The 12344-nt window shown below is 52.4% G+C and carries 11 protein-coding genes; 2 read left to right on the forward strand and 9 right to left on the reverse strand.

Features of this window, described 5'->3' with window-relative positions; all coding sequences use genetic code 11:
- Positions 1 to 68: 68 nt before the first annotated feature.
- From BGL48_RS06275 to BGL48_RS06310, 8 genes are all read right to left on the reverse strand, one after another.
- Complete coding sequence (locus BGL48_RS06275; protein ID WP_069361856.1) at positions 69 to 1694, reverse strand: AAA family ATPase; 1626 nt, start codon at positions 1692 to 1694, stop codon at positions 69 to 71.
- 11 nt (positions 1695 to 1705) lie between these two features.
- On the reverse strand, positions 1706 to 2785 hold the full coding sequence (gene aroB / locus BGL48_RS06280) for a 3-dehydroquinate synthase (RefSeq protein WP_069361857.1): 1080 nt from the start codon (positions 2783 to 2785) through the stop codon (positions 1706 to 1708).
- A gap of 19 nt (positions 2786 to 2804) precedes the next feature.
- Complete coding sequence (gene aroK / locus BGL48_RS06285; RefSeq protein ID WP_025739049.1) at positions 2805 to 3323, reverse strand: shikimate kinase AroK; 519 nt, start codon at positions 3321 to 3323, stop codon at positions 2805 to 2807.
- 144 nt (positions 3324 to 3467) lie between these two features.
- Positions 3468 to 5213 (reverse strand): type IV pilus secretin PilQ, encoded by a 1746-nt coding sequence (locus BGL48_RS06290; protein WP_069361858.1) that lies wholly within the window; start codon positions 5211 to 5213, stop codon positions 3468 to 3470.
- Positions 5210 to 5737 carry a pilus assembly protein PilP gene (locus BGL48_RS06295; protein ID WP_069361859.1) on the reverse strand — a complete coding sequence of 176 codons (528 nt, stop codon included), beginning with the start codon at positions 5735 to 5737 and terminating at the stop codon, positions 5210 to 5212. Before BGL48_RS06295 ends, BGL48_RS06290 begins: the two co-directional genes overlap by 4 nt.
- 20 nt (positions 5738 to 5757) lie before the next feature.
- Positions 5758 to 6339, reverse strand: a complete 582-nt coding sequence (locus BGL48_RS06300; RefSeq protein WP_158012902.1) for a type 4a pilus biogenesis protein PilO — start codon at positions 6337 to 6339, stop codon at positions 5758 to 5760.
- Positions 6336 to 6917 carry a PilN domain-containing protein gene (locus BGL48_RS06305; RefSeq protein WP_077458671.1) on the reverse strand — a complete coding sequence of 194 codons (582 nt, stop codon included), beginning with the start codon at positions 6915 to 6917 and terminating at the stop codon, positions 6336 to 6338. The genes BGL48_RS06300 and BGL48_RS06305 overlap by 4 nt, the downstream gene beginning before the upstream one ends.
- Positions 6914 to 7810, reverse strand: a complete 897-nt coding sequence (locus BGL48_RS06310; RefSeq protein WP_069361861.1) for a hypothetical protein — start codon at positions 7808 to 7810, stop codon at positions 6914 to 6916. The genes BGL48_RS06305 and BGL48_RS06310 overlap by 4 nt, the downstream gene beginning before the upstream one ends.
- Positions 7811 to 7952: 142 nt before the next feature.
- On the opposite strand from BGL48_RS06310, the gene BGL48_RS06315 reads away from it, so the two are divergent.
- Positions 7953 to 10445 carry a penicillin-binding protein 1A gene (locus BGL48_RS06315; RefSeq protein WP_069361862.1) on the forward strand — a complete coding sequence of 831 codons (2493 nt, stop codon included), beginning with the start codon at positions 7953 to 7955 and terminating at the stop codon, positions 10443 to 10445.
- Positions 10446 to 10527: 82 nt separating this feature from the next.
- On the opposite strand, the gene oxyR is transcribed toward BGL48_RS06315, so the two are convergent.
- Positions 10528 to 11436, reverse strand: coding sequence for a DNA-binding transcriptional regulator OxyR (oxyR, locus tag BGL48_RS06320; RefSeq protein WP_069361863.1), 909 nt, complete (start codon positions 11434 to 11436; stop codon positions 10528 to 10530).
- A gap of 147 nt (positions 11437 to 11583) precedes the next feature.
- On the opposite strand from oxyR, the gene BGL48_RS06325 reads away from it, so the two are divergent.
- Positions 11584 to 12315 carry a glutathione peroxidase gene (locus BGL48_RS06325; protein ID WP_069361864.1) on the forward strand — a complete coding sequence of 244 codons (732 nt, stop codon included), beginning with the start codon at positions 11584 to 11586 and terminating at the stop codon, positions 12313 to 12315.
- Positions 12316 to 12344 lie beyond the last annotated feature (29 nt).

A 12344-nucleotide genomic window follows, 5' to 3' on the forward strand; every position in this document is an offset into this window, starting at 1 on the left:
CCTAATCTATCTCTGCGGTCTGAAAAGGGGCGGATTGTACCCTATTTTGCGTCATCAATCAGCGGATTTTACTGGCCATTCGCTCGGTTAATTTCGCGATGAATCTGACTGAATGATTTCACAAAAGGCTGCAGTGCACGGACATTATCCGCTAAGTTTAATTCAGCACGACGCGCTTCCGTCACACTGGCATAGTCACCTAACAAGACCATATACCAGGTCGCGTTGTTTCGCGGTGTTTGGTACACCTGCACGCGGTCAGCCAATTGATAATCCTCAATCAAGGCAACGGCATCTTGCCGCGATTGCAGCGCGGCCAATTGCAAGGCATAACGCTGGGCTGGAACATTAAGCAAAGCTTGTGGCGCGAATGGCAGCCCATCCTCATTCTGGCTGAGATTGTTTTGGCTGCGATTGTCTGATTCAGAGTTGGTCGGCGACGCCGTTGCGCCCTCATCGGTCGCTTGATCTGAACTCGCGCTGTTATCAGCGGTGGTTTGCGGTGCCGCAGGTGCAGGCACTGCCTCACTGATTTCGCTGGCTAACGGCTCCTCAACGGCGTCGGTACCGTCTCCCCCGGCATCTTGTTCATCAATAATCGCATCAACCACGTCATCCGGTACCACGACTCGCTGGCCTTCATCACTGCGCCCGACAGTCAGCCCTTCCCCATTGATATCGTCTGGCAGGGCGGCCTGATCTTCCGTTACCGCACCATTATCGCTAGATGGCGAGGCAATCGTCCCACTCCCCGCGTCCGCGTTAGACGCACTAGGTTGTACATCTGTTTGGGTCGTTGTTTGCGGGTCAGTGATCGTCTGCTCCTCTTGTTCACTGAGCAAATCGTCTAACTGCTTGAGCCCTTCAGGAAGCACCGCCTCTGACGCAGAGTCAGCTTGTTGGCTTGGAAATACCCACCAAATTGCACCGGCTCCAAGGATCATCAATACCACAGCTAGAATCAGCATTAAGAAGGGTTTGTTGTTTTTAGCGGGCTTTTTCTTATCTTTACTCACAGCGCCTGTCTCCTGATTGTCCTTTCCCATAATGGTGCCGGGGTAAACGGTTTGATTGGCAAGTTTGGCTAACCACTGTTTCTTTTTCTCGCCACCGATGCGCTGGGTAACCGCCAACACATCAATAAACATCTCGGCTTCTCCCTCATTGAGGGGGGAGATTTCCAGCTCCAGGGGTTTTTGCTCGTGCCCGTAGGACACCTGGCTTAGCCACTTGTTCAACTTTCCAGGGAGCGCGAAAAGCACCACATTGATACGCCAATTAGCCTGATGCTGTGCGTGTTGCACCAAGGCCCACAACTCTGACAACAAGCCTGGGGTCAAACGGTGCGCATCATCAATCACCAATAAGGCATCGCACCCTCCGCCATCGAGCATCATGGTGAGGCTATCGATAAGCGGGTCGGCTTCGTTAAACACGCCATCTTTAACAATTTGCCGCAACAAGATAGCGCGGCGCTGTGCATCGCTCTGGGCGGTATGGCACGCCAATAAGGCGTGAACATGCGCATCTGCCCACTGCTCCATATAGCGCTCACTGAGCCAGGTTTTACCTGCCCCCTCAGGCCCAGTCACTTGGAGTAAGTTGGCGCTAAAGCGGGTAATAAATTGCAGTCGAGAAAGGAGCTGGGTTTGGCTTTCCAGATCCAATGCTAGAGTATCAAAAGTGTCTGTCATGCATTCAATGGTTAACCGGCATCAATCACATCAGCAATACACTGATGGGGCACATCTGCAACCACTTGAGCCTGGCCTATCGCTGTCGGCAAAACCAGGCGCAACTGTCCTGAAAGCACTTTTTTATCACGCATCATGTGCTTAATAAAAGCATCGTAGTTCATCTCACTGGGTGCCTGTATGGGAAGATCCGCACTTTCCAGTAAGGCAGTGATGCGTGACACAGTTTTTGGCTCAATAAGACCGTGTCGCTGCGCCGTTTTAGCCGCCAACACCGTCCCTGCCGAGACCGCTTCACCGTGAAGCCAGTTGCCATATCCCATTTCAGCTTCAATGGCATGACCAAACGTATGACCCAAGTTTAAGAGTGCACGAATGCCCGCTTCGGTTTCATCTTGTGCGACGACATCGGCTTTTATCTGGCAACAGCGGCGAATGGCATAACTGAGCGCATCCGGCGAGAGCGCTGTCAGTGCCGTCATTTCGCTGTCTAGCCAATCAAAGAAAGACGCATCGGCGATAATGCCGTATTTGATCACTTCGGCCATACCAGCGGCGAACTCACGACGCGGTAGAGAACTAAGCACTTGCGTATCAATCACCACCGCTTGGGGCTGATAAAAAGCTCCAATCATGTTTTTGCCCAGTGGGTGATTAATGGCTGTTTTGCCACCAACCGATGAATCCACCTGCGCCAATAACGTGGTGGGCACTTGGATAAAGTCCACCCCGCGCTGATAGCAGGCGCTGGCAAAACCAACGATGTCACCAATCACGCCGCCGCCCAGCGCGACGAGTACCACATCACGGTTGTAATTGTTTTCTAATAGGAAGGTATTGATGGTATTAAACGTCTCTAAAGACTTGTAAGCCTCACCATCGGGGAGGCTCAAGCGAGCGACATCCGCCGCGCCTGCCTGTTTTAAGGTTGAGACCAGTGCGTCGCCGTATAGCGGCATCACTGTCTCATTACTGATGACAGCAACCCGACGCGAATGGACGCTCCCAAATAGGCTAGCATCAGCTAACAGCCCTTCACCGATCGAGATAGGGTAGCTACGTGCCCCTAGGTTAACGTCTATCCGTTCCATGGTCGGGTCCTGTGTTTGGTTATTGCTGCTCTAACAGCGCCATGATTTGATTCGCCACCACTTTGGCACTTTGATCGTCAGTACGGACAACATAATCAGCAATTTCTTGATAAAGAGGATTACGCTCTTCCGCTAACGACTCAAGCACTTCACGTGGTTGGTCAGTTTGTAATAGTGGTCGTTTCTTATCGCGTTGGGTGCGTGCCAGCTGCTTCTCGATGGTGGTTTCTAAATACACCACCACACCACGAGCAGAGAGACGGTTGCGGCTTTCTTTGCTCATGATCGAGCCACCGCCAGTCGCGAGAACGATACCTTGCTCTTCAGTGAGGTCGTTTATCACGTTTTCTTCGCGTTTACGGAAACCTTCTTCACCCTCAACGTCAAATACCCATGCAATGTCTGCTCCAGTACGATCTTCAATCACTGAATCAGAATCATAGAATTCCATATGAAGTTGCTGAGCGAGATGACGACCAATTGTGCTTTTACCAGCCCCCATAGGGCCTACCAAAAAGATGTTTCGTTTTTCAGCCATTTTAAGCAATTTTACGCGCGGTTAAATAAGACAACACCGCCCGCAGGCTTAATGAAAAAAGCCCGAGGCGCCAATTCCTCACAGATATTTCGTGATCAGATTAAAAATTATCTCAGGACAGTGGCCCCTTTGGCAACACCTAACCTAGTCTGTGACGATTTTAGGGGTCACAAAGATCAGAAGTTCACGTTTTGCATGGTCTTTTAACTGGTGCTTAAACAGGTTACCAACCAACGGAATATCCCCCAACAGCGGCACTTGGGTCTCTTTGTTGATCATGGTTTGCTGAAAGATCCCCCCTAAGACGACAGTTTCACCATTTTCCGCCAACACTTGGGTATTAATGCGCTTGGTACTGATCGACATCGCTTCGCCTTTTCCGGCCACCACCGCTTTTTCGGGCATATCTTGGGTTAACTTTAAATCCAAGACCAGCGTATTGTTGGGCGTAATTTGTGGGGTCACCGATAAGCTCAACACCGCTTTTTTAAACGACACCGCCACCGCACCGCTTGAAGACGCCTCAAGGTAAGGCAGCTCTGTCCCTTGTTCAATGTAGGCCGCTTTTTTATTGGTGGTGATCAGACGAGGGCTGGATACCACTTCTGCTTTCCTTTCACTTTCAAGTGCCGACAGCTCCAAATCGAGTAGAAGGTCATTGCCGAGCTTCGCCACTTGCATCGCCATGCTTGAGGCGGAAGGGCTCGCAGCCGCGAGGTTCACATTGAGAAAGTCCCCCATATTTACGCCGTCTGTCGCCGCGTCGTTTAAGCTTTCAGGCCCTTGCCCCGTCACATTGCTATCCCACATCAAGTTACCTTCCACAGACGGACCAACCGTGGTTGAGCCATTTCGATTCAATAGCCCCCAGCGCACACCGAGTTCATCCACTGAGCCTTGCTCAACAGTCACAATGCGTGCCTCTATCTCGACTTGCTTAACCGGCACATCTAAATGACTCACTAACGTGCGAATACGATCGATGTTCTTCTCGATATCACGGATGATGATCGCATTGGTGCGCGAATCGAGTGAGACAGCACCACGAGGAGACAGCAAGCTGACTCCCTGCCCCTGACCTCGGATTAACGCCGCGACGTCAGCGGCTTTGGCGTAGTTAACGGTGATCACGGCAGAAGACAAAGGCAACAGCGCGTCTGCTTGTTGCGCCATCTCGAGATCTTGTTTTTCTTGCGCCATCAGTTCTTTACGAGGGGCCACTAACATCACATCCCCACGTTGGCGCTTGTCTAACCCCTTGACCCTGAGAATCACATCCAGCACATCTTGCCAGGGTACTCCGTCGATACGCATGGTGATATTGCCCTGCACACTGTCAGTGGTCACCAAATTAAATTGATTTTGCTCGGCAATCAGTTGTAACACCGCCCGCACAGGAATATCTTGGAAATTGATGGAAATCGGTGCATCGGGATCAGGGGCTTGGGCGGTCGCCGGATCGGCGTCGCGCAAGGTGATAATTAATTGCTGATGCTGTTGTTGGTAATCAAACGTCATCGCTTGCTGGGCATCAATTTCTATCTTGGTGTAGCCTGCGACCTGGGTGATGTGAACGGCGTTCACAGGCAACCCCGTCTCTTGCCCTTTCATCCGCCCAAGTAAGTCTGGCTTGACGACCACCTGAGGTAATCGAATCATAAGCTGCTTAGGGCTCAACTGGCGAAAGTCCGCCATCACCGAGGCACTGTCAAAACGCAAGCTGATCTGCGTCTCTTGCGGCGTGGGAGACGTAAGTTGCGCCTGCACTAAAGTCACTGCCTCAGCGGCCCCCACAACGGTACTCCATACCATCCCACAAACGAAAATAGTCACAATGACAGCTTGCGCTAGTCCTGATCCGAGTGTGCGTTTTACCCTGCTTGCTTTCATTCACGCCATCCTTTTTCCGACACGCCGGGGTGGGTTGACAAAGTCACAAAACGCGGCTGCCAGCAACCCAACCCATCTGGCAACAACTGTTTAATTCTCACCTGGTTAGGTGCTACCTGAATCACACGACCATGATGCGGTCCTAATCGGTCTCCCCGCTTCACTTTGCGCACCAAACCGCTAGGTAACGCCATGAGTGCTTGCCTCTGCTCACCTTTGGTTAAACTGCCTGTCATCTGAAGCTGATCGAGTGGCACCGCCGTCAGTGGAGACGTCAGTTCTCCCGAAGTGGGCTGCCAACAATCCCCCATTGCTGCGAGATCCTGTCGACTATCAGGCGCAAGAAAAAAGGGGTCGCGACCGCTCGCGGAAAAAGCAAGCGGCTGGTAGGTTGGCGCGGGCGGGATCCGGGTGGCGCTCACCTCGGCGTGCGATTTTGCCTGTCTCATAAACTGATCAATGTCGGTATGATCATGATGACAGCCACTGAGAAGTGCTAGAAAGATGTACCCGTAGCGTCTCATACTGCTCCTTACTACCATGATTAACGACGCCCATCAGGGCCAGTGTATCGATAGGTGGTGGCCGACACTGACAGTCGTAAGTCGTCGGCTGGTGACGCTTGGTCACGCGTCAGGGTAAAGTTTTGCAGTGACACCAAACGCGTCATTGCCGCGATATCAGCGCTGAATGCGCCAATGTCTCGATACTGCCCGTGTAAGACAATATCGATGGGGATCGCATCCAACCATTGCCCCTGCCGACGAGGCCGCCAAGCTAAAGTGTCGAAATTGAGTTGATGGCGCCCCCCAACGTCGCTAATGCCCGCCAATAATTCCGCCAATTCCTCTTCTTCGGGCAACTGCGCGATCAGCTGGTTATACTGTTGATTCAACGCGTTGAGTTGCGCTTCAACATCCGGCAAGCCCGCCACTTCATGCGCAAGCTTTCGATACTGGGCTTTTAATGGTTGTTCTTGCTGGTTCACTCGCTGCCACTGCGCATGTTGCGGCTCAATCCCCACCACCCAAATGAGGCTTAAGATTATCCCGCCCAAGAAGAGCCATACACTCAGCTTGACCCATCGCGGTGCAAAGGGGAGATCTCGCCAGTCACATTCGATCACGATGCATCCTCCTCGCCACTTAATCGTTCGGGGGCAACATACTGGGTAAAGGAAAAGCTGAGCGTAAAGCGTTTATTGGGCCCAGCCGCTTTGCCATTCGTGACGACCGTCTCTATATCCAGATCGTCCACGGCTTGGTCCGTTTCCAGTGAGGCCAGTAAACGCGCAAGCTCCGCGTTGGAATGAACCCAACCTTCTAGACTGATGCGCTCCGCCTGTTGTGCAATGCGAGTAAGGTAGGCCCCAGGGGGCATCACACGAGGAATAAAGTTGAGTACGGCGGTCACATTATTACGCTGTTGCTGCAATTGGTTTACCAGCCCCAATCGTGACTGCAACGCGCGACGCTGCGTGTCTTGTTTCTCAAACTGAGCCAAGGTGTGTTTAAACTGCTTGATACCTTGTTCGAGTTGTTGGTTGCGTTCTTGCTGAATCGCGATCCTGTGCTGCTGTACTGCCGTGACTGTCCAGCCAAACAGGAGTGTTACTGCCACGACCATCAGCGTGGCCATGGCGAAGGCACGCTGTTGGCGGCGCTGTGCTTGTGCCCGCCATGGTAATAAGTTAATCGCCATCATTGCGCACCTCGCAGAGCCAGCCCAAGTGCCACAGTGGCGGGGGCATTCAAGTTTTCACAACCAAACGGCGCACCAGGATTGATAAAATGGCACGCTATCTGAGCCGGAAAGCGCATCGCTTCCGGCCAATCACCACTTAACCAAACGCTGGCATCAGAGTGACTACCAGGTTGCGTCAGGTAGGCGTGATAGGCGTGTTCAATATGTTGGCATAGCACCTGATAGGACAGGTCATCGGCGTCAGCCTGTCTCGGGGACGTCAGCGATAATCGCTGCTGGTAATCCTCCCCATCGGTGCGTTTTCCGGTGACCGTTAGTGCCCCCGCACACACATGTAACCAAAGGGGCCAAGCATCGGGTTGATGGTAGGCCACTAACGCCTCATACAATGCTTGAAGACCATGCTGTTGTCGGTCAACCACACTCACGTTTAGCTTGGCCTGGTGACAAGCGGCAAGGATGGGCGCTAGCGTGGATTGGCGGCATGCGGTTACCTGGTAATGTGCGTCGCCAGGCTGCGTCCCGACGTCTTTTTTAGAAAAGTCGAACAGGAGATCGCTGATGTCCATATTGAGCGCTTGGCTCAGCGCCTGCCCGACCATCGCTTCTTGCTCTAGCGGATCATCGACATCCGCCGCCGTTAATGTTTTGCTGATCACAGTGTCGTCATCGACACCAATCACCACACTCGTCATCCAGCGCTGGTACCAAGGCAGCGGCTCGAGCATGTCGGCTTTCAGCGTTTTAATTGACTCAACCAAGTGATCATCGTGATCGGTAGCCAGTGTGTGTAAGCTGACTACCTGCTGAGTCGCGGACGATGGCTGAATGGCCACCGCATGACTCGTCTGTCGGCCCAAAGCGAGACCTAAAACTGCCGAACTTCGCATCATTTCGTGTTAGGCTCCCAACGTTAGCGTGAAGTCAGTATTTACAAAACTGACCGCATCACGGGTTATTTTTAATGCTGGTGCCTTTATACTACTCACGTATGATTATTGAACGGCTCAATGGCAATAGAACGGGAAATCTCAGGTGAAGTTCATAAAGCGTTTGCTTATCTTTGCACTGGTTTGCACAGTGCTTGGAGTCACTACAATCTTTGGGTTTTACCTGTATGTAAAACCTGACCTCCCCGATGTAGCGACACTCAAAAGTGTCGAACTGCAGACTCCGATGCAGGTTTATAGCGCCGATGGGGCGTTGATCTCCCAGTTTGGTGAAAAGCGTCGCATCCCCGTCATGCTCGAGGACATCCCTCAGCCCATGATTGATGCATTGATTGCGACAGAAGACAGTCGCTTTTATCAACATCCAGGGATTGACCCTATCGGCATTGCCCGCGCCGCGGTGGTGGTGGCGATGTCAGGTACGGCCAAGCAAGGGGCCAGTACCATCACCCAGCAGCTGGCGCGTAACTTCTTCCTCTCTAACGAAAAACGTATTATGCGCAAGATAAAAGAGATTTTTATCGCGGTGCATATTGAGCAACTGCTTAGCAAGGAAGAAATCCTCGAGCTGTACTTTAATAAGGTCTTTTTAGGCTATCGCTCATACGGGGTGGGAGCAGCCGCCCAGGTGTACTTTGGCAAAACCCTTGATCAACTCACCTTGAGCGAAATGGCGGTTATTGTCGGATTACCCAAAGCCCCCTCCACCATGAACCCTTTGTATTCGCTCTCGCGCGCCACCGATCGCCGGAATGTGGTGCTGGGGCGGATGCTGAAAGAGGGGTATATTTCCAATGCCGAGTATCAGCAAGCGAAGAATGAGCCTATTGTGGCCCGCTATCATGGGGCTGAAATTGAACTGTCCGCACCTTACGTGGCAGAAATGGCCCGCGCATGGGCGGTTGAGCAGTTTGGCGAAGACGCCTATACCTCAGGGGTGCGTATCTTCACCAGCGTTGATGCTGATAAGCAACGCGCCGCGAATGAGGCGGCAGTAGAAAACGTTCTCGCCTACGATCGCCGCCATGGTTTCCGTGGCCCCGTTGCGACCTTGTGGCAAGCGCCAAGCCAGCGTTGGCAGCACCAGCGGATTGTCGACCATCTTGCCAAGCAGCCCAGCTACGGCCCACTAGAGCCAGCGGTTGTGATCGATGTCCAAGCGCAATCGGCACAGGTTATTGGGCCCAATGGTCGTGAAATCGAACTGCCTTGGAAAGGGCTAGACTGGGCGCGACCTTATATCACTGATAGTCGCCAAGGCCCAGCGCCCAAACGTGCTGACGAGTTCCTCGCCAGTGGCCAACAAATATTTATTCGCCAAGTGGATAACAGCTGGCATTTGGCCCAAGTCCCTACCACTAATACAGCCTTGGTCTCTATGTCACCCTCAACGGGGGCAATCAAAGCACTGGTGGGCGGCTTTAACTTTGTCCATAGCAAGTTTAATCGTGCCACACAGTCAGTTCGCCAAGTGGGCTCAAGTATCAAGCCATTTATTTACTCCGCCGCAGTGAATGAGGGCATGACACTCGCCACCTTGATTAATGACGCCCCCATCAATCGCTGGGATCGCAGTCAAGGCGTGGCCTGGCGACCGAAAAACTCGCCGCCACGTTATGAAGGGCCACTGCGAGCGCGACTGGGTCTGGCACAGTCGAAAAACGTGATGGCGGTAAGGGTGCTACGTCGTGTCGGACTGGATGATACCCTAGATTATCTCACCCGCTTTGGCTTTAAGCGTGATGATTTGCCGCGTGCAGAGGCGATTGCACTTGGCGCTGGGAGCTTGACGCCGGTTGAGATGGCACAGGGCTTTAGCGTGTTTGCCAATGGCGGCTATTTTATGGAGCCCTTTATCATTGATCGGGTCGAAACCCCATTCGGTGAAGAGATTTATCGCGCTAACCCACCAGTGATTTGTGATAATTGCGAGCAGCAAACGGAACAAGCCGATCCGTTTAATGAGCAGAATTTGCTCGCGCAAGATGACACCACCACACAGCGTCATGCCAAACAAGTCATTGATGAACAAAATGCATTTTTGGTACGCGAGATGATGCAAAGCAACATCTGGGGTGGCGGTGATTGGCGCTATGGGACAGGCTGGAATGGCACGGGCTGGCGCGCGCAAGCCCTCAAACGACGCGATATCGGCGGTAAAACCGGTACCACCAACGACTCCAAGGACACCTGGTACACCGGATACGGCCCAGGGATTGTCACCACCGTGTGGGTCGGTTTTGATGATCATTCGCGCAAGCTTGGGCGCACCACTCGCAATGCCAATCTAGGCGACGAGCGTCAGCCTATCCGCGGGGCAGAATCAGGCGCAAAAACAGCGGAACCGGCATGGATTGATTTTATGCAGCATGCTCTCGCGGATGTGCCTGAGCAGAATAAAGCCGTCCCCCCTGGTATTGTGAAAGTGCGGATTGACCGTGAGACCGGGCTTTTAACCAGAAAAACCGATCATACGTCGATGTTTGAGTACTTTATAAAAGGCACTGAACCCACCGAGTATGTATCGTCACAGCCGGATGGCAACATTTATGAGTCAGGCACAGAGTCGCTGTTCTGACCCTGTCGCATCGTCAATAGCCTCCATCAAGACGCCCGCATCATCATGCGGGCGTCTTTTTATATCCACGTCACGCGATAAGCTAGTGGCGGTGGCGATCACTCATCACGTCGGTCATTTGTTCACGGATAGCGTCAGCCAGCTGCTCATAACGTCCTCGTAGCGGCGAGCCAGGACGGTAATCGAGCGTGATTTGGCGAGATGGCGTTGGTGACGTGGTGGGTATATACACCACACCATCTCGCTTATCAGCAGGAACAGACAATTGTGGTAATAAGGTGATCCCACTTCCTGCGGCCACCATGTTGCGCAAGGTCTCTAAACTCGTGGCACGAAAGCGTTGATCTTCACGCGCGCCCACTTTAAAACAAAAACCCATCGCTTGGTCACGCAAACAATGGCCATCACCGAGCATTAATAAGGTTTCGCCTTGCAGCACATCTAACGCCACCTCGGCACAATCGGCGAGGTGATGCTTTTCATTGACCGCGAGCAGCATCGGCTCGTCGTAAAGAGGCAGCTCTTTTAGATGCTGCGTTTCCTCCACTGAGGCCAGAATAATGCAATCGAGTTTACCCTCTTCCAGTTGCTGCACTAGCTGCTGCGTCTGTCCTTCGTGAATAAACAGCTCCAGATCAGGGAAACGATCACGCAGCAGTGGAATAATTTTCGGCAGCAGGTAAGGGCCGACAGTGGGGATTAAGCCAATATGCAAAGGGCCGGTCATGCTTTCCCCTTGCTCACTGGCCAATTCGGTCAAAATTGTGACCTCCCTCAATACGTTACGTGCCTGTTGTACTAACCTCATACCGGCATCGGTGAATAACACACGACGGCTGGTTCGCTCTAACAAACTCACACCCAGCTCATCTTCCAGCTTGCGAATTTGCCCGCTTAAGGTCGGCTGGCTGACAAAACAGGCTTCAGCTGCTTTGCGAAAATGGCGGTGTTCAGCCAACGCGACTAGATACTCCAAGTCACGAATGTTCATCGTTGCCTCTTCTATAGGGGATAACTATCAAAACCATAGCATCAAGCGATTAGAGCTATCAATCTTATTTAGCAATACTAGACCCATCAAAACACAGCGAGTCACTTCTCGCTTAACCACTTAGATTGAAAACAAAAGGAACGATTCATGACAGCAACAAAAGAAGGTCAGCCCGTACCACAAGTCACCTTCCGTACTCGCGAAGGCGACCAATGGAAAGACGTAAGCACCGATGACATCTTTGCCAATAAAACCGTGATTGTATTCAGCTTGCCAGGTGCGTTTACCCCAACGTGTTCATCTTCGCACCTGCCACGCTATAACGAGCTGTACCCTGTTTTTCAACAGTACGGCGTCGATGACATTGTCTGTGTGTCCGTCAACGACACCTTTGTGATGAACGCGTGGAAAGCTGACCAAGACGCCGACAACATCCATGTCCTGCCTGACGGTAATGGCGAGTTCACTGATGGCATGGACATGCTGGTCGATAAAAACGATCTTGGCTTTGGCAAACGCTCATGGCGCTACAGCATGCTGGTGAAAAACGGCGTGGTCGAGAAAATGTTTATCGAACCCAACGAGCCAGGCGACCCGTTCAAAGTGTCTGACGCTGACACCATGCTTGACTACATCGCCCCTGAACACAAACTGCAAGACTCGATCACCGTGTTTAGTAAGCCAGGCTGTCCGTTCTGTGCCAAAGCCAAGCAAACACTGATCGACGAAGGCCTTCAGTTTGAAGAAATTATCCTTGGCAAAGACGCTACCACGGTTTCTTTGCGTGCGGTCAGCGGTCGCGCCACGGTGCCACAAGTGTTTATCGGTGGCCGTCACATCGGTGGCAGTGAAGAACTCGACACCTATCTGAACCAGTAATCCGCTGTTTGGGCGGCATTGTTGCCGCC

Origin of the sequence: Salinivibrio sp. SS3 (genome assembly GCF_001722105.1) — a bacterium.
In the GTDB taxonomy this organism is placed as follows: Bacteria; Pseudomonadota; Gammaproteobacteria; order Enterobacterales; family Vibrionaceae; genus Salinivibrio; species Salinivibrio kushneri.

What these genes read in the sequence shown, in the direction of transcription:
- BGL48_RS06295 (WP_069361859.1), bottom strand. Translation starts at nt 5,737, where the DNA reads ATGAGACGCTACGGGTACATCTTTCTAGCACTTCTCAGTGGCTGTCAT.
- BGL48_RS06290 (WP_069361858.1), bottom strand. Translation starts at nt 5,213, where the DNA reads ATGAAAGCAAGCAGGGTAAAACGCACACTCGGATCAGGACTAGCGCAA.
- BGL48_RS06325 (WP_069361864.1), top strand. Translation starts at nt 11,584, where the DNA reads ATGACAGCAACAAAAGAAGGTCAGCCCGTACCACAAGTCACCTTCCGT.
- BGL48_RS06305 (WP_077458671.1), bottom strand. Translation starts at nt 6,917, where the DNA reads ATGATGGCGATTAACTTATTACCATGGCGGGCACAAGCACAGCGCCGC.
- aroK (WP_025739049.1), bottom strand. Translation starts at nt 3,323, where the DNA reads ATGGCTGAAAAACGAAACATCTTTTTGGTAGGCCCTATGGGGGCTGGT.
- BGL48_RS06275 (WP_069361856.1), bottom strand. Translation starts at nt 1,694, where the DNA reads ATGACAGACACTTTTGATACTCTAGCATTGGATCTGGAAAGCCAAACC.
- oxyR (WP_069361863.1), bottom strand. Translation starts at nt 11,436, where the DNA reads ATGAACATTCGTGACTTGGAGTATCTAGTCGCGTTGGCTGAACACCGC.
- BGL48_RS06310 (WP_069361861.1), bottom strand. Translation starts at nt 7,810, where the DNA reads ATGATGCGAAGTTCGGCAGTTTTAGGTCTCGCTTTGGGCCGACAGACG.
- aroB (WP_069361857.1), bottom strand. Translation starts at nt 2,785, where the DNA reads ATGGAACGGATAGACGTTAACCTAGGGGCACGTAGCTACCCTATCTCG.